This window comes from Agromyces sp. Marseille-P2726 (assembly GCF_902809835.1).
GTDB lineage: Bacteria > Actinomycetota > Actinomycetes > Actinomycetales > Microbacteriaceae > Agromyces.
Genome location: NZ_CADDWM010000014.1, coordinates 423,936 through 439,393 on the forward strand (window position 1 = coordinate 423,936; position 15,458 = coordinate 439,393).

The window sequence follows — 15,458 nt, forward strand, 5'->3', positions numbered from 1 at the left end:
AGCACACCGGTCGCAATCCAGCGCCCGGAGTTCCTACACGAGTCCTGAGGAGGACCCACAGTGGCTAAGGCCAAGTTCGAGCGGACCAAGCCGCACGTCAACATCGGCACGATCGGTCACGTCGACCACGGCAAGACGACGCTCACCGCCGCCATCTCGAAGGTGCTCGCCGACAAGTACCCGTCGGCCACCAACGTGCAGCGCGACTTCGCGTCGATCGACTCCGCTCCCGAGGAGCGCCAGCGCGGCATCACGATCAACATCTCGCACGTCGAGTACGAGACGCCGAAGCGCCACTACGCGCACGTCGACGCCCCGGGTCACGCCGACTACATCAAGAACATGATCACGGGCGCGGCCCAGATGGACGGTGCGATCCTCGTGGTCGCGGCGACCGACGGCCCCATGGCGCAGACGCGTGAGCACGTCCTGCTCGCCAAGCAGGTCGGCGTGCCCTACCTGCTCGTCGCGCTGAACAAGGCCGACATGGTCGACGACGAGGAGATCCTCGAGCTCGTCGAGCTCGAGGTGCGCGAGCTGCTCTCGAGCCAGGGCTTCCCCGGCGACGACGCACCGGTGGTTCGCGTCTCGGGCCTCAAGGCGCTCGAGGGCGACGAGAAGTGGGTCAACTCCGTTCTCGAGCTCATGGAGGCGGTCGACGAGTCGATCCCCGACCCGGTGCGCGACAAGGACAAGCCGTTCCTCATGCCCATCGAGGACGTCTTCACCATCACCGGTCGTGGCACGGTCGTCACGGGCCGCGCTGAGCGCGGCACGCTGAAGATCAACTCCGAGGTCGAGATCGTCGGCATCCGCCCGACGCAGAAGACCACCGTCACGGGCATCGAGATGTTCCACAAGCAGCTCGACGAGGCCTGGGCCGGCGAGAACTGCGGTCTCCTGCTCCGCGGCACCAAGCGCGAGGACGTCGAGCGCGGCCAGGTCGTCGTGCAGCCCGGCTCGGTCACCCCGCACACGAACTTCGAGGGCACCGCGTACATCCTCTCCAAGGAGGAGGGCGGGCGTCACAACCCGTTCTACGCGAACTACCGTCCGCAGTTCTACTTCCGCACCACCGACGTCACCGGCGTCATCACGCTGCCCGACGGCACCGAGATGGTCATGCCCGGCGACACCACCGACATGACGGTCGAGCTCATCCAGCCGATCGCCATGGAGGAGGGCCTCGGCTTCGCCATCCGCGAGGGTGGTCGCACCGTCGGCGCCGGTACGGTGACGAAGATCATCAAGTAACACTCTTCGCGCTTTCGGCGCGGAACCGACACGGGGTCGGACCTTCGGGTCCGGCCCCGTTTCGCACGCCTGCGGCGCCCGAGGCTGACGGATGTGACGCCAGGTTTCGCCCGCCCGGCAATCTGCTGTCAACCCCCGCCATCGTTTTCCGCGGCGGACCCCGGTCTGCGTACCCTCTTGGAGATGTCCTCATCTTCCGCCGCCGCACCGCGTGCCGCCGTGCGCCCCGAAATCCAGGCGCTCCGTGCCGTGGCGATCGGGTGCGTCGTGCTGTACCACTTCTGGCCGGCGGCGCTGCCGGCCGGTTTCGTCGGCGTCGACGTGTTCTTCGTCGTGTCGGGGTTCCTGATCACCGGGCTCCTGCTCCGCGACGCCGAACGCTTCGGGCGCGTGCGCCTGCGCGAGTTCTACGTTCGGCGCATCCGCCGCATCCTGCCCGCCGCAATGGTGGTGCTGACGGCGTGCGGCATCGCGACGCTGCTGTTCGTGCCGCGCATCGAGTGGCGGCCGTTCCTGCAACAGGTGCTCTCGAGCGCGCTGTACGTGCAGAACTGGCACCTGGCGCGCGACTCCCAGATCCCAGGCAGCGCCGATCTCGAGTCGACCCCCGTGCAGCATTTCTGGTCGCTGTCGGTCGAGGAGCAGTTCTACCTGCTCTGGCCGCTCCTCATCATCGGCGCCGTGTGGTTGGCGGCCCGGTTCGGCCGCACGCGTCCCGCCATGGCGGGTGCCGTGCTCGGCGCAGCGACGCTCGCCTCCTTCGTGCACTGCGTGCTCCTGACCGCACAGGATCACAACCTCGCCTACTTCTCGACCTTCGCTCGGGCGTGGGAGTTCGGGGTCGGCGGCCTGCTCGCGCTCGTGCCGGCGATGGCGGGGGAGCGCCTGCGGCGGACACGGGCGCTGGCGGCGTGGGTGGGCCTCGCCGCGGTCGCGGTGGCGGCCCGGACGTTCACCGACCATGCGCTCTTCCCCGGGGCGATCGCCCTCGTTCCGGTGCTCGGCACTGCGGCAGTCATCTGGGCCGGGATGCCGCGGGCCGCGCTCTCACTCGCGCCGGTGGCCGAGCTCCGGCCCGTGCAGTGGTTCGGCGACCTCTCGTACTCGCTCTACCTCTGGCACTGGCCCATCATCATGTTCACCCCGTACATCACGGGGCAGCCGAGCCACGCGCCGGTCATGGTCCTGCTCCTGGTGCTGTCGATCGTCGTCTCCGCCGCCTCGAAGCGCTGGATCGAGGATCCGTTCCGCCGTTCCGTGCCCCGCGAGCGGCTCCGGATGCCCCGCGCACGGCGCGCAGCCGTGGCATCCGTCGCGGCCATCTCGGCCGTGGTGCTGCTCACGTCGGGCGTGGCGGGCTATGCGATCGAGGAGCCGCACGGCGTGGCCTGCCAGCGGTCGGACGACCGCGAATGAGCGGCGGCCACGAGAACTGATCGGAGCCGGTCAGACCTCGTCCCCGTCGATGGTGGTCGGAAGCTCGACGACGCCCTCGATCGTTCGAGCCACGGTGCATCCCCTCCGGATGGCCTTCTCCATGATGGCGATCAGCTGATCGCGCTCGGCGGGATCCAAGGATGAGAGGTCGAGGAGGAACTCCTCGTCGATGCGGTGGTAGCGATTCGTCTCGCGCTCGGAGTGACCGTGCGCCCACACGGTGAGCGCGAAGTCATCGCCGAGGCGACGCGCGGCGACTCGGTCGGCGCTGAGGCCCGAGCACGAGATGAGCGCCAGCTTCAGGAGTTCGCCCGGGGTGAAGTGCACCCCCTCGAGCTCGGGACCGCCGACCCGCAGCGTGGCCCCGCGTTCGTTGAGTCCCTCGTACATGCGCGGGCCGACTCGGGTGACCGAGACGCTCCCCGGTCCGAGGCGGTCACTGACCTGGTGCGCGTGCTCGGCGGTCGGCTCGTCTGTCGTCGTCACGCCTTCGATTCCACCACGTTCGGCGCCCTTCGGGAGCCGGCTGCGATCCTGCTGTGAACCTTCGGCGGCGCGACACGCCCGGGTTGCACGAGCGTCCCGACTGTGGCAAACTCGTTGAGTTCAACATTTCGAACGGCGTGCCATGCTGCGTGCCGTTCGAATCACTGCCAGGCAGTGCATAGCCACCGCAGCTTTCGACATCCGCCGGGTTTCGAAGCTCCACGGGTCAGGCTAGGCCGCGGGCAGCAGAACGCACAACCGACCACCACTTCGAGCATGGGTCCACCATGCCCGTTTCGTGCGGGCGACACGCCCGGGCGCGGGGGTCGGCTGGGCTCGAAGGTCGAGCGTGTCGAGGTCACCGCGTCCGCGGGGTGGGTTCGACAGGCTCGATCACCGGCCTTTGACAGAAGAACAGTGGTGCTTCACACGGAGTAGCTACGCGGCGTCCAATGCCCTCGGAAGGGGTACGACGCCTTGACAGAGAGAGAGTTCGAGATGGCGGGACAGAAGATCCGCATTCGACTGAAGTCGTACGACCACGAGGTCATCGACACCTCGGCGCGCAAGATCGTCGACACGGTGACCCGCGCGGGTGCCACGGTCGTCGGCCCCGTGCCGCTTCCGACGGAGAAGAACGTGGTGTGCGTCATCCGTTCGCCCCACAAGTACAAGGACAGCCGCGAGCACTTCGAGATGCGCACCCACAAGCGCCTGATCGACATCGTGGACCCGACGCCCAAGGCCGTCGACTCGCTCATGCGCCTCGACCTGCCAGCCGACGTCAACATCGAGATCAAGCTCTGAGGTACCTGATGTCCACCGCTACCAAGAACGTGAAGGGTCTGCTCGGCACCAAGCTCGGCATGACCCAGGTCTGGGACGAGAACAACAAGCTCATCCCGGTCACCGTCATCGAGATCGCCCCCAACGTGGTCACTCAGCTCCGCACCGCCGAGAAGGACGGGTACGAGGCCGTGCAGATCGCCGCCGGTGCGATCGACCCGCGCAAGGTCAACCAGCCCGCGTCCGGGCACTTCAAGGCCGCCGGCGTGACGCCGCGTCGTCATCTCGCCGAGGTTCGCACCGCGGATGCCGCGAGCTACGAGCTCGGCCAGGAGCTCACGGTCGACGGCACCTTCGAGGCCGGCCAGCTCGTCGACGTCGTCGGCACGAGCAAGGGCAAGGGCTTCGCGGGTGTCATGAAGCGCCACAACTTCAAGGGCGTCTCCGCTTCGCACGGTGCCCACCGCAACCACCGCAAGCCCGGTTCGATCGGTGCTTCGTCGACCCCCAGCCGTGTCTTCAAGGGCATGCGCATGGCCGGTCGCATGGGTGGCGAGCGCGTGACCGTGCTGAACCTCCGCGTGCACGCCGTCGACGCCGAGAAGGGCCTGCTGCTCGTCAAGGGCGCCGTTCCCGGCACGCGCGGCCGTCTCGTATTCGTCCGCAACGCAGTGAAGGGGGCGTAGTCCATGGCTACCGCGACCAACACCATCGACACCCTCGACGTCACCGGCAAGAAGACCGGCACCGTCGAGCTGCCCGCCGAGCTCTTCGACGTGCAGACCAACGTGCCGCTGATCCACCAGGTGGTCGTCGCCCAGCTCGCTGCCGCGCGCCAGGGCACGCACAAGACCAAGACCCGCGCAGAGGTCTCCGGCGCCGGCCGCAAGCCCTTCAAGCAGAAGGGCACGGGTCGCGCCCGCCAGGGTTCGATCCGCGCGCCGCAGATGACCGGCGGTGGCATCGTCCACGGTCCGCAGCCGCGCGACTACTCGCAGCGCACTCCCAAGAAGATGATCGCCGCCGCACTGCTCGGCGCGCTCTCCGACCGCGCTCGCGGCGGCCGCATCCACGCCGTCGAGTCGTTCGTCGCCGGTGACGCACCGAAGACCCGCGACGCGGTCGCCCTGCTCGGTGCGATCGCCCCGGCGAAGCACTTCCTCGTGGTGCTCACCCGCGACGAGGAGCTCAGCGAGCTCGCGGTGCGCAACATCCCGACCGTGCACGTGCTGCCGGTCGACCAGCTCAACGCCTACGACGTGCTCGTCGCCGACGACATCGTCTTCAGCACGGCCGCGCTCGAGGCATTCGTCGCCGCGAAGTCGCCCAAGGCCGGCAACGCAGTGAAGGAAGAGGTCTCCGCATGAGCGCCGCGCAGAACAAGGACCCGCGCGACATCATCTTCGCGCCCGTCGTCTCGGAGAAGAGCTACGGCCTGATCGACGAGGGCAAGTACACGTTCATCGTGGACCCCCGCTCGAACAAGACCGAGATCAAGCTCGCCATCGAGAAGATCTTCAACGTGAAGGTCGCATCCATCAACACGCTCAACCGCCAGGGCAAGACCCGACGCACGCGGTTCGGCATCGGAAAGCGCAACGACACGAAGCGCGCGATCGTCACCCTCAAGTCCGGCTCGATCGACATCTTCACGGCTGTCGGCTAGGGAGCAGAGGTAACTCACCATGGCTATTCGCAAGTACAAGCCCACGACCCCGGGTCGTCGCGGTTCGTCGGTCGCCGACTTCGCCGAGATCACGCGCTCGACGCCCGAGAAGTCGCTGCTCCGCCCGCTGTCGAAGTCGGGCGGCCGCAACAACCAGGGCCGCATCACCACGCGTCATGTCGGTGGCGGCCACAAGCGCCAGTACCGCGTGATCGACTTCCGTCGCAACGACAAGGACGGCGTGCCCGCCAAGGTCGCGCACATCGAGTACGACCCGAACCGCACCGCGCGCATCGCGCTGCTGCACTTCGTGGACGGCACCAAGCGCTACATCCTGGCGCCTGAGAAGCTCAAGCAGGGCGACGCCGTCGAGTCGGGCCCGAGCGCCGACATCAAGCCCGGCAACAACCTGCCGCTGCGCAACATCCCCACCGGTACCGTGGTGCACGCCATCGAGCTCCGCCCCGGCGGCGGCGCGAAGCTGGCCCGCTCCGCCGGTGCCTCCGTCCGCCTCGTGGCGAAGGACGGCCCCTACGCACAGCTGCGCCTGCCCTCGGGCGAGATCCGCAACGTCGACGCCCGCTGCCGCGCGACCGTCGGCGAGGTGGGCAACGCCGAGCAGGCGAACATCAGCTGGGGCAAGGCCGGCCGCAAGCGCTGGAAGGGCGTCCGCCCGACCGTCCGCGGTGTCGCGATGAACCCGGTCGACCACCCGCACGGTGGTGGCGAGGGCAAGACCTCGGGCGGTCGCCACCCGGTCAGCCCCTGGGGCCAGGCCGAGGGACGCACGCGTCGCCCCAACAAGGAGAGCGACAAGCTCATCGTCCGTCGTCGCACCGTCGGCAAGAAGCGCTAGTAGGAGTAAGAGAAGATGCCGCGCAGTCTCAAGAAGGGCCCCTTCGTCGACGACCACCTGCTTCGCAAGGTCGTCACGCAGAACGAGGCCGGTTCCAAGAACGTCATCAAGACGTGGTCGCGTCGCTCGATGATCGTCCCCGCCATGCTGGGTCACACGATCGCCGTGCACGACGGCCGCAAGCACATCCCGGTGTTCGTCACCGAGACCATGGTGGGCCACAAGCTCGGAGAGTTCGCCCCCACCCGCACCTTCCGTGGACACGTGAAGGACGACAAGAAGGGCCGTCGCCGCTGACGCGGTGACGTGAAGGAGGAGAAGAAATGGTGGAGTCGATCGCACGCGTGCGACACATCCGCGTCACCCCCCAGAAGGCTCGTCGCGTCGTCAACCTGATCCGCGGCAAGCAGGCGCAGGAGGCGCTCGCCATCCTGAAGTTCGCGCCCCAGGGTGCGAGCGAGCCCGTGTACAAGCTCGTCGCCTCGGCCATCGCGAACGCTCGCGTCAAGGCCGACGCCACGAACACCTACCTGGACGAGCAGGACCTCTACATCAGCCGCGCATTCGTCGACGAGGGCACCACCCTCAAGCGATTCCAGCCGCGCGCGCAGGGTCGTGCCTTCCGCATCAACAAGCGAACGAGCCACATCACCGTCGTGCTCGCCACGCCCGAGGAGGGTACGAAGTAATGGGTCAGAAGGTCAACCCGTACGGCTTCCGTCTCGGCATCACCACCGACCACGTGTCGCGGTGGTTCTCCGACTCGACGAAGCCCGGACAGCGCTACGCAGACTACCTCGCCGAGGATGTCAAGATCCGTCGCCTGCTCCAGACGTCGCTCGACCGCGCCGGCGTGAGCCGCATCGAGATCGAGCGCACCCGCGACCGCGTCCGCGTCGACATCCACACGGCGCGCCCCGGAATCGTGATCGGCCGCCGCGGCGCCGAGGCCGAGCGCATCCGCGCCGACCTCGAGAAGCTCACCGGCAAGCAGATCCAGCTCAACATCCTCGAGGTGAAGAACCCCGAGGCCGACGCCCAGCTCGTCGCTCAGGGCATCGCCGAGCAGCTCTCCGCACGTGTGGCGTTCCGCCGCGCCATGCGCAAGGGCCTGCAGGGCGCGCAGCGCGCCGGCGCCAAGGGCGTCCGGATCCAGGTGTCGGGCCGCCTCGGCGGCGCCGAGATGAGCCGCTCCGAGTTCTACCGCGAGGGTCGGGTGCCGCTGCACACGCTCCGCGCGAACATCGACTACGGGTTCTACGAGGCGAAGACCACCTTCGGCCGCATCGGAGTGAAGGTCTGGATCTACAAGGGCGACATCACCAACAAGGAGCTCGCCCGCGAGCAGGCTTCGCAGAAGCCGTCGCGCGGCGACCGCAGTGACCGTCCCCGCCGTGCGCCCAAGGCGCAGGAGCCGGTGGCAGCAGGAGTTGAGGCATAACCATGTTGATTCCCCGTCGAGTCAAGTACCGCAAGCAGCACCACCCCGGCCGTTCCGGCCAGGCCTCCGGCGGCACGAAGGTCACCTTCGGCGAGTTCGGCATCCAGGCCCTGACGCCCGCCTACGTGACCAACCGCCAGATCGAGTCCGCTCGTATCGCGATGACCCGTCACATCAAGCGAGGCGGCAAGGTGTGGATCAACATCTACCCCGACCGTCCGCTCACGAAGAAGCCCGCCGAGACCCGCATGGGTTCCGGAAAGGGCTCGCCCGAGTGGTGGGTCGCCAACGTCAAGCCGGGTCGCGTCCTCTTCGAGGTCTCGGGTGTCTCCGAGGAACTCGCTCGTGAGGCGATGACCCGTGCCATCCACAAGCTGCCCCTCAAGGCACGCATCATCAAGCGCGAGGAGGGCGACGCATAATGGCCGTCGGAACCAAGGGGCTCGAGACCGTCGAGCTCGACACCTTCGAAGACGAGCGACTGATCGACGAGCTGAAGAAGGCCAAGGAGGAGCTGTTCAACCTGCGCTTCCAGTCGGCCACCGGCCAGCTCGAGAGCCACGGCCGCCTTCGTGCGGTCAAGCGCGACATCGCCCGCATCTACACGGTCATCCGTGAGCGTGAGCTCGGCATCCGTGCCACGCCCGCACCGGTCGAGGCTCCGGCCAAGGCCGAGAAGAAGACGAAGAAGGCCAAGGCCGAGGCTCCCGAGACGGATGCCGCTGCCGAAGCAGAGACGAAGGAGGCCTGATCATGGCTGAGACCGACCGCCAGGTTGAGCCTGCCGAAACCAAGGCTGCAACGCCCGAGGTCGCCGAGACGGCCTCGCAGCGCCCGTACCGCAAGGTGCGTCGCGGGTACGTCGTGAGCGACAAGATGCAGAAGACCATCGTCGTCGAGGTCGAGGACCGCGTGAAGCACCCGCTCTACGGCAAGGTCATCCGCCGCACCTCGAAGGTGAAGGCGCACGACGAGCAGAACACCGCCGGCATCGGCGACCTCGTCGTGATCGCCGAGACCCGCCCGCTGAGCGCGACCAAGCGGTGGCGCCTCGTCGAGATCGCGGAGAAGGCCAAGTAAGCCCCCGGCTTGCTCGGTAGAAGGAGTTCACAATGCTTCAGCAGGAATCACGAGTCAAGGTCGCCGACAACACCGGCGCCAAGGAGCTGCTCACGATCCGCGTCCTCGGGGGTTCGAAGCGCCGCTACGCCGGCCTCGGCGACACCATCGTCGCGACCGTCAAGGACGCCATCCCCGGCGGCAACGTCAAGAAGGGCGACGTCGTCAAGGCGGTCATCGTCCGCACCGTCAAGGAGACCCGTCGACCCGACGGCTCGTACATCAAGTTCGACGAGAACGCCGCGGTGATCCTCAAGAACGACGGCGACCCGCGCGGCACGCGCATCTTCGGGCCGGTCGGTCGCGAGCTGCGCGACCGCAAGTTCATGAAGATCATCTCGCTCGCACCGGAGGTTATCTAAGCCATGGCGAACATCAAGAAGGGCGATCTCGTCCAGGTGATCTCGGGCCGCAGCCAGGCCCGCGGTGGCGACCGCGGCAAGCAGGGCAAGGTCATCGAGGTCCTCGTCGACCAGAATCGCGTGGTCGTGCAGGGCGTGAACTTCGTCACCAAGCACGTGCGCGTCGGCCAGACGCAGCGCGGCACGAAGACGGGCGGCATCGAGACGCACGAGGCGCCCATCCACGTGTCGAACGTCGCGCTCGTCGACCCCGAGACCAAGAAGCCGACCCGTGTCGGCTTCCGCACCGAGACCGTGACGAAGGACGGCGTCGAGAAGACCGTCCGCGTCCGCTACGCCAAGAAGTCAGGTAAGGACCTGTAATGACCGACACCGCGACTGCCGCGCCGGCTGGCAAGATCCAGCCGCGCCTCAAGCAGAAGTACAAGAACGAGATCGCGAAGACCCTCACCGAGGAGCGCGGATACACCAACCCGCACCAGGTGCCCGGCCTCGTGAAGATCGTCGTGAACATGGGCGTCGGCGAGGCGGCCCGCGACGGCAAGGTCATCGACGGCGCCATCGCCGACCTGACCCGGATCACCGGCCAGAAGCCGCAGGTCACGAAGGCTCGCAAGTCCATCGCGCAGTTCAAGCTGCGCGAGGGCCAGCCGATCGGCGCGCACGTCACGCTGCGCGGTGACCGCATGTGGGAGTTCCTCGACCGCCTGCTGTCGCTGGCGCTGCCCCGCATCCGCGACTTCCGCGGGCTGTCGGACCAGCAGTTCGACGGCAGCGGCAACTACACCTTCGGCCTCGTGGAGCAGTCCGTGTTCCACGAGATCGACCAGGACAAGATCGACCGCGTCCGCGGCATGGACATCACCGTGGTGACCACCGCCAAAGACGACGACGAGGGCCGTGCGCTGCTGAGGCAGCTGGGCTTCCCGTTCCGGGCGAACGCGAACAACTGAATCTCCCGATGCCGCTCGGCCCTGCGCTCGTCGAAGGACCTTCGCGGCATCCACCAAGGTCCGGGCATCCGCCCGGGCCCTCCACCACAGGTCATCACTCGTGGAACGGGTGCTGAAACCTGGTGAACGTTAGGAAACATCCGTCATGACGATGACCGACCCGGTCGCTGACATGCTGACCCGCCTGCGCAACGCGAACTCGGCGTACCACGACACCGTGTCGATGCCGAACTCGAAGCTCAAGGCGCACATCGCCGAGATCCTCAGGAACGAGGGCTACATCGCCGGTTTCGAGGTCACCGACGCTCGCGTGGGCAAGACGCTCACCCTGCAGCTCAAGTTCGGTCCCAACCGCGAGCGCTCGATCGCGGGCATCAAGCGCGTCTCGAAGCCCGGCCTCCGCGTGTACGCGCGGTCGACCGAGATCCCCAAGGTGCTCGGCGGCCTCGGCGTCGCGATCCTGTCCACTTCCAGCGGTCTGCTCACCGACCGCCAGGCCGAGAAGAAGGGCGTGGGTGGGGAAGTCCTCGCCTACGTGTGGTAGTTCCATGTCACGAATCGGACGACTTCCCATCGACATCCCCGCCGGAGTCGACGTCAATGTCAACGGCTCCGCCGTCGTCGTCAAGGGGCCCAAGGGCGAGCTGTCGCTGACGGTGCCCTCGCCCATCGAGGTGAAGGTCGAAGACGGCCAGGTGCTCGTCACCCGTCCCGACGACGAGCGCGACTCGCGTTCGCGTCACGGCCTGACCCGTTCGCTCATCGCCAACCAGATCATCGGCGTCACGCAGGGCTACTCCAAGGCGCTCGAGATCGTCGGCACCGGGTATCGCGTCGCCCAGCGCGGCTCCTCGGTCGAGTTCGCACTCGGCTTCTCGCACCCCGTGACCGTCGAGCCGCCGGCGGGCATCACGCTGACCGTCGAGGGCAACAACCGGCTCACGGTCGCCGGCATCGACAAGCAGGCCGTCGGCGAGACCGCCGCCAACATCCGCAAGATCAAGAGGCCCGAGCCGTACAAGGGCAAGGGCATCCGCTACGCCGGCGAGGTCGTGCGTCGCAAGGCCGGAAAGGCTGGTAAGTAATCATGGCCGTGAAGAGCAAGTCGGCTGCGCGTTCGCGCCGCCACATCCGCCTCCGCAAGAAGATCGTCGGCACCGAGCAGCGTCCCCGGCTCGTGGTGACCCGTTCGACGCGCCACGTCTTCGTGCAGGTCGTCGACGACAGCAAGGGCCGCACGGTGGCCTCCGCGTCGACCATGGAGGCCGACCTCCGCGCGTTCGACGGCGACAAGACCGCCAAGGCCCGCAAGGTCGGCGAGCTCGTCGCCGAGCGCGCGAAGCAGGCCGGCATCGAGTCGGTCGTCTTCGACCGCGGTGGCAACAAGTACGCCGGGCGAGTCGCCGCCATCGCCGATGGCGCCCGAGAGGCGGGGCTGAGCCTGTGACTGACAACAAGAAGGAGAACGAGGTGGCTGCAGTGGCAGAGGCACCCGTGGAGACCGCCGCTTCGAGCGCGCCTCCCCAGAACGAGCCGCGCGAGGCCCGTCGTGGCAGCCGCGACCGTGGCCCGAGCCGCGACCGCGGTGGCCGTGACGCCGAGAAGAGCCAGTTCCTCGAGCGCGTCGTGACCATCAACCGTGTGTCGAAGGTCGTCAAGGGCGGCCGCCGATTCAGCTTCACGGCGCTCGTCGTCGTGGGCGACGGCAACGGGCTCGTCGGCGTCGGCTACGGCAAGGCGCGCGAGGTCCCGACCGCCATCTCGAAGGGCGTCGAGGAGGCGAAGAAGAACTTCTTCCGCGTGCCTCGTGTCGGCGCGACCATCCCGCACCCCGTGCAGGGTGAGGCCGCGGCCGGAGTCGTGCTGCTCCGCCCGGCATCCCCCGGTACCGGCGTCATCGCCGGCGGCCCGGTTCGTGCGGTGCTCGAGTGCGCCGGCATCCACGACGTGCTGAGCAAGTCGCTCGGCTCGTCGAACACCATCAACATCGTGCGCGCCACGGTCGAAGCCCTCTCGCAGCTCGAGGAGCCGCGTGCGGTCGCCGCACGTCGTGGTCTCGACTACGACGAGGTCGCCCCGGCCCGTCTGCTGCGCGCCGAGGCCCAGGCGGCGGATGCCGCAGCGGCAGCGAAGGCAGGTGCCTGATGGCCAAGCAGCTCAAGGTGACCCAGATCAAGTCCAAGGTCAGCGAGAAGCAGTACCAGCGCGACACGCTCCGCAGCCTCGGGCTGAAGCGCATCGGCGACTCGGTCGTTCGCGACGACACCCCGCAGAACCGTGGGTACGTCAAGACCGTCGCCCACCTCGTGAAGGTTGAGGAGATCGACTAATGGCTGAGAACGAGAAGAAGGCGGCTGAGGCCGCGGAGCCCGAGAAGGCTCCGAAGAAGGCTGCCGCGAAGCCGGCCGCCGAGAAGGCGGAGAAGGCTCCCGCGAAGAAGGCTCCGGCGAAGAAGGCCCCTGCCAAGGCTTCGGCGCCCACGGCCGACGACGCGAAGGCCGAGAAGGCCCCCGCCAAGCGGGCACCGGCGAAGAAGGCCGAGCAGGATGTCGCCAAGCGCGAGCCTGTGCTGAAGGTGCACCACCTTCGTCCGGCGCCCGGCGCCAAGAAGGACAAGACCCGCGTCGGACGCGGTGAGGGTTCGAAGGGCAAGACCGCCGGTCGCGGCACGAAGGGCTCGAAGGCCCGCAACACGATCCGTCCCGGTTTCGAGGGTGGCCAGCTTCCGTACCACATGCGTGCACCCAAGCTGCGCGGCTTCAAGAACCCGTTCCGGGTCGAGTACCAGGTGGTCAACCTGGGCAAGCTGGCCGAGCTCTATCCGCAGGGTGGCGACGTCACCGTCGCCGACCTCGTCGAGAAGGGTGCCGTGCGCAAGAACGAGCGCGTCAAGGTGCTCGGCGACGGGGACATCCAGGTGAAGCTCAACGTCGCGGTCGACAAGGTCTCGGGTTCCGCCGAGCAGAAGATCGTCGCCGCCGGCGGCTCGGTCAAGTAGGCCGGAAGCCCACCGCTTGTACGAGCCTGTCGGGACCTCGCGTATGATTCACGGGGGTCCCGACAGGCTCGAGCCGCATACGGACTGAGTCGAAGCAGCACGACCCGCTCCCACAGGAGCCACAGGAGGACGAGTGTTCAACGCCATCGGGCGGATCTTCCGCACCCCCGATCTTCGCCGCAAGATCGGTTTCACGCTGGGTATCGTGGCCCTGTTCCGGCTGGGATCATTCATTCCGGCGCCGTTCGTCGATTTCGCCAACGTGCAGACGTGCCTCGCGGCGAGCCAGAGCGCAACCGGCCTCTACCAGCTCGTGAACCTGTTCTCGGGCGGCGCGCTGCTCCAGCTCTCGATCTTCGCCCTCGGCATCATGCCCTACATCACGGCGTCGATCATCGTGCAGCTGCTTCGCGTCGTGATCCCGCACTTCGAGGCCCTCTACAAAGAGGGCCAGGCCGGACAGAGCCAGCTCACGCAGTACACGCGCTACCTCACCATCGCGCTCGGCGTGCTGCAGTCGACGACGCTCATCACGGTCGCCCGGTCGGGCGCGCTCTTCCCGTCGGCCGACCCCGCGTGCTCCCAGCTCATCTCGAACGACGCCTGGTACGCCATCCTCCTCATGGTCGTCACCATGACCGCGGGAACCGGTGTCATCATGTGGATGGGCGAGCTCATCACCGAGCGCGGCATCGGCAATGGCATGTCCCTGCTCATCTTCACGTCCATCGCGGCGACCTTCCCCGGGTCGCTCTGGGCGATCGGCCTGGCCCGCGGCTGGGACATCCTCGCGATCGTCGTCGCCATCGGCCTCCTCATCGTGCTCGCGGTGGTCTTCGTCGAGCAGTCGCAGCGGCGCATCCCGGTGCAGTACGCCAAGCGAATGGTCGGGCGGCGCACCTACGGCGGGAACAACACCTACATCCCGATCAAGGTCAACATGGCCGGCGTGATCCCGGTGATCTTCGCCTCTTCCCTGCTCTATCTGCCCGCGCTCATCGCGCAGTTCAACCAGCCGGCCGCCGGTGAGGAGCCGCAGCCGTGGGTCGTGTGGGTCACCAACAACCTCACGCAGGGCGACAGCCCGCTCTACGGGCTGCTGTACTTCCTGCTCATCGTGGGCTTCACCTACTTCTACGTCGCGATCACCTTCAACCCCGACGAGGTGTCCGAGAACATGAAGAAGTACGGCGGGTTCATCCCCGGCATCCGAGCCGGCCGCCCCACGGCCGAGTACCTCGACTACGTGCTGACCAGGGTCACGCTGCCCGGCTCGCTCTACCTCGGCCTCGTCGCGCTGATCCCGCTGATCGCCTTCGTGTGGGTCGGCGCCGACCAGAACTTCCCGTTCGGCGGCGCCTCGATCCTCATCATCGTGGGCGTCGGCCTCGAGACGGTCAAGCAGATCGACGCACAGCTCCAGCAGCGACACTACGAAGGCCTGCTCCGATGACGCACGGTGAGCCGCAGGGCGACGCCCGCTCCGCCCGGTTCCTCATCGTCGGGCCACAGGGCTCCGGCAAGGGCACCCAGGGTGTGCTCGTCGCCGAGGCGTTCGGCGTGCCGCAGATCGCCACGGGCGACATCTTCCGTGCGAACGTTGCCGGCGGCACCGAGCTCGGCAAGCGGGTCCAGGCGATCATCGAGTCGGGTGAGCTCGTGTCCGATGAGCTCACCAGTGAGCTCGTGCGCGACCGGTTGAGCCAGCCCGATGCCGCGGATGGCTTCCTCCTCGATGGATACCCGCGCAATCGCGGCCAGGCCGACGACCTCGACGCGTTCCTCTCGCGCCGCGGGGAGTCGCTCGACGCCGTGATCGAGCTGAACGTCCCGCGCGAGGTCAGCATCGAGCGCCTGCGTCAGCGGGCCATCGAGCAGGGCCGCACGGATGACACCGAAGAGGTCATCTCCAACCGCCTCGCGATCTACGAGCGCGAGACGGCACCGATCCTCGACCTCTACCGGACGTCGGGCCTCGTGGTCGAGATCGACGGCGTCGGAACGCTCGACGAGGTCACCGAACGCATCTTCGTCGCGCTCGCAGCACGTGGCCTGCGTCCACGCGAGCACGACAACGGCGACAACGGCGCTGCAGCCTGA

At 67.6% G+C, this 15,458-nt stretch carries 25 protein-coding genes; 24 read left to right on the plus strand and 1 reads right to left on the minus strand.

Features of this window, described 5'->3' with window-relative positions:
* Positions 1 to 60 precede the first annotated feature (60 nt).
* A complete protein-coding gene (gene tuf / locus HUS56_RS11490) occupies positions 61 to 1,254 on the plus strand; it encodes an elongation factor Tu (protein WP_173923564.1) in 1,194 nt (397 codons plus the stop codon).
* A gap of 183 nt (positions 1,255 to 1,437) precedes the next feature.
* Complete coding sequence (locus HUS56_RS11495) at positions 1,438 to 2,670, plus strand: acyltransferase (protein WP_173923565.1); 1,233 nt, start codon at positions 1,438 to 1,440, stop codon at positions 2,668 to 2,670.
* Between the two features lie 30 nt (positions 2,671 to 2,700).
* Here HUS56_RS11495 and HUS56_RS11500 read toward each other — a convergent pair whose 3' ends face one another.
* Positions 2,701 to 3,177 carry an OsmC family protein gene (locus tag HUS56_RS11500; protein WP_254431413.1) on the minus strand — a complete coding sequence of 159 codons (477 nt, stop codon included), beginning with the start codon at positions 3,175 to 3,177 and terminating at the stop codon, positions 2,701 to 2,703.
* 498 nt (positions 3,178 to 3,675) lie between these two features.
* Here HUS56_RS11500 and rpsJ point away from each other — a divergent pair, with 498 nt between their 5' ends.
* The 22 genes from rpsJ (at position 3,676) to HUS56_RS11610 (ending at position 15,458) form a co-directional block, all read left to right on the plus strand.
* Complete coding sequence (gene rpsJ, locus HUS56_RS11505; RefSeq protein ID WP_017201594.1) at positions 3,676 to 3,984, plus strand: 30S ribosomal protein S10; 309 nt, start codon at positions 3,676 to 3,678, stop codon at positions 3,982 to 3,984.
* 8 nt (positions 3,985 to 3,992) lie between these two features.
* Positions 3,993 to 4,649 carry a 50S ribosomal protein L3 gene (rplC, locus tag HUS56_RS11510; RefSeq protein ID WP_173923566.1) on the plus strand — a complete coding sequence of 219 codons (657 nt, stop codon included), beginning with the start codon at positions 3,993 to 3,995 and terminating at the stop codon, positions 4,647 to 4,649.
* A 3-nt stretch (positions 4,650 to 4,652) separates the two neighbouring features.
* A complete protein-coding gene (gene rplD, locus HUS56_RS11515) occupies positions 4,653 to 5,330 on the plus strand; it encodes a 50S ribosomal protein L4 (RefSeq protein WP_173923567.1) in 678 nt (225 codons plus the stop codon).
* Positions 5,327 to 5,629: a 50S ribosomal protein L23 gene (rplW, locus tag HUS56_RS11520; protein WP_173923568.1), complete on the plus strand. Its 303-nt coding sequence runs from the start codon at positions 5,327 to 5,329 to the stop codon at positions 5,627 to 5,629. The genes rplD and rplW overlap by 4 nt, the downstream gene beginning before the upstream one ends.
* A 19-nt stretch (positions 5,630 to 5,648) precedes the next feature.
* Positions 5,649 to 6,485, plus strand: a complete 837-nt coding sequence (gene rplB, locus HUS56_RS11525) for a 50S ribosomal protein L2 (RefSeq protein WP_173923569.1) — start codon at positions 5,649 to 5,651, stop codon at positions 6,483 to 6,485.
* A 15-nt stretch (positions 6,486 to 6,500) separates the two neighbouring features.
* Positions 6,501 to 6,782, plus strand: coding sequence for a 30S ribosomal protein S19 (gene rpsS, locus HUS56_RS11530; protein WP_136708473.1), 282 nt, complete (start codon positions 6,501 to 6,503; stop codon positions 6,780 to 6,782).
* A 26-nt stretch (positions 6,783 to 6,808) separates the two neighbouring features.
* The gene (rplV, locus tag HUS56_RS11535) at positions 6,809 to 7,174 is read left to right on the plus strand and encodes a 50S ribosomal protein L22 (RefSeq protein ID WP_127794246.1); all 366 of its coding nucleotides are present in this window, start codon (positions 6,809 to 6,811) and stop codon (positions 7,172 to 7,174) included.
* The gene (gene rpsC / locus HUS56_RS11540) at positions 7,174 to 7,926 is read left to right on the plus strand and encodes a 30S ribosomal protein S3 (protein WP_136708474.1); all 753 of its coding nucleotides are present in this window, start codon (positions 7,174 to 7,176) and stop codon (positions 7,924 to 7,926) included. Before rplV ends, rpsC begins: the two co-directional genes overlap by 1 nt.
* Positions 7,927 to 7,928: 2 nt before the next feature.
* Positions 7,929 to 8,348, plus strand: a complete 420-nt coding sequence (gene rplP / locus HUS56_RS11545) for a 50S ribosomal protein L16 (RefSeq protein ID WP_173923570.1) — start codon at positions 7,929 to 7,931, stop codon at positions 8,346 to 8,348.
* Positions 8,348 to 8,677: a 50S ribosomal protein L29 gene (gene rpmC / locus HUS56_RS17465; protein WP_173923571.1), complete on the plus strand. Its 330-nt coding sequence runs from the start codon at positions 8,348 to 8,350 to the stop codon at positions 8,675 to 8,677. The genes rplP and rpmC overlap by 1 nt, the downstream gene beginning before the upstream one ends.
* Positions 8,678 to 8,679: 2 nt before the next feature.
* Positions 8,680 to 9,006 (plus strand): 30S ribosomal protein S17, encoded by a 327-nt coding sequence (gene rpsQ / locus HUS56_RS17430; RefSeq protein WP_173923572.1) that lies wholly within the window; start codon positions 8,680 to 8,682, stop codon positions 9,004 to 9,006.
* Between the two features lie 32 nt (positions 9,007 to 9,038).
* Positions 9,039 to 9,407, plus strand: coding sequence for a 50S ribosomal protein L14 (gene rplN / locus HUS56_RS11560; RefSeq protein ID WP_173923573.1), 369 nt, complete (start codon positions 9,039 to 9,041; stop codon positions 9,405 to 9,407).
* A gap of 3 nt (positions 9,408 to 9,410) precedes the next feature.
* Positions 9,411 to 9,770 carry a 50S ribosomal protein L24 gene (gene rplX, locus HUS56_RS11565; RefSeq protein WP_173923574.1) on the plus strand — a complete coding sequence of 120 codons (360 nt, stop codon included), beginning with the start codon at positions 9,411 to 9,413 and terminating at the stop codon, positions 9,768 to 9,770.
* Positions 9,770 to 10,360, plus strand: a complete 591-nt coding sequence (gene rplE / locus HUS56_RS11570; protein WP_173923575.1) for a 50S ribosomal protein L5 — start codon at positions 9,770 to 9,772, stop codon at positions 10,358 to 10,360. The genes rplX and rplE overlap by 1 nt, the downstream gene beginning before the upstream one ends.
* A 145-nt stretch (positions 10,361 to 10,505) precedes the next feature.
* Positions 10,506 to 10,904: a 30S ribosomal protein S8 gene (gene rpsH, locus HUS56_RS11575; RefSeq protein WP_173923576.1), complete on the plus strand. Its 399-nt coding sequence runs from the start codon at positions 10,506 to 10,508 to the stop codon at positions 10,902 to 10,904.
* Between the two features lie 4 nt (positions 10,905 to 10,908).
* The gene (gene rplF, locus HUS56_RS11580; RefSeq protein WP_173923577.1) at positions 10,909 to 11,445 is read left to right on the plus strand and encodes a 50S ribosomal protein L6; all 537 of its coding nucleotides are present in this window, start codon (positions 10,909 to 10,911) and stop codon (positions 11,443 to 11,445) included.
* 2 nt (positions 11,446 to 11,447) lie between these two features.
* Positions 11,448 to 11,807, plus strand: a complete 360-nt coding sequence (gene rplR, locus HUS56_RS11585; protein ID WP_173923578.1) for a 50S ribosomal protein L18 — start codon at positions 11,448 to 11,450, stop codon at positions 11,805 to 11,807.
* Between the two features lie 32 nt (positions 11,808 to 11,839).
* On the plus strand, positions 11,840 to 12,505 hold the full coding sequence (rpsE, locus tag HUS56_RS11590; protein WP_256368813.1) for a 30S ribosomal protein S5: 666 nt from the start codon (positions 11,840 to 11,842) through the stop codon (positions 12,503 to 12,505).
* On the plus strand, positions 12,505 to 12,690 hold the full coding sequence (rpmD, locus tag HUS56_RS11595) for a 50S ribosomal protein L30 (protein WP_130353506.1): 186 nt from the start codon (positions 12,505 to 12,507) through the stop codon (positions 12,688 to 12,690). Before rpsE ends, rpmD begins: the two co-directional genes overlap by 1 nt.
* Entirely contained in the window at positions 12,690 to 13,358 is a 669-nt protein-coding gene (gene rplO / locus HUS56_RS17180; protein ID WP_217424004.1) for a 50S ribosomal protein L15, read from the plus strand. The genes rpmD and rplO overlap by 1 nt, the downstream gene beginning before the upstream one ends.
* Before the next feature lie 133 nt (positions 13,359 to 13,491).
* Positions 13,492 to 14,811, plus strand: coding sequence for a preprotein translocase subunit SecY (gene secY, locus HUS56_RS11605; RefSeq protein ID WP_173923580.1), 1,320 nt, complete (start codon positions 13,492 to 13,494; stop codon positions 14,809 to 14,811).
* Positions 14,808 to 15,458: an adenylate kinase gene (locus HUS56_RS11610; RefSeq protein ID WP_173923581.1), complete on the plus strand. Its 651-nt coding sequence runs from the start codon at positions 14,808 to 14,810 to the stop codon at positions 15,456 to 15,458. Before secY ends, HUS56_RS11610 begins: the two co-directional genes overlap by 4 nt.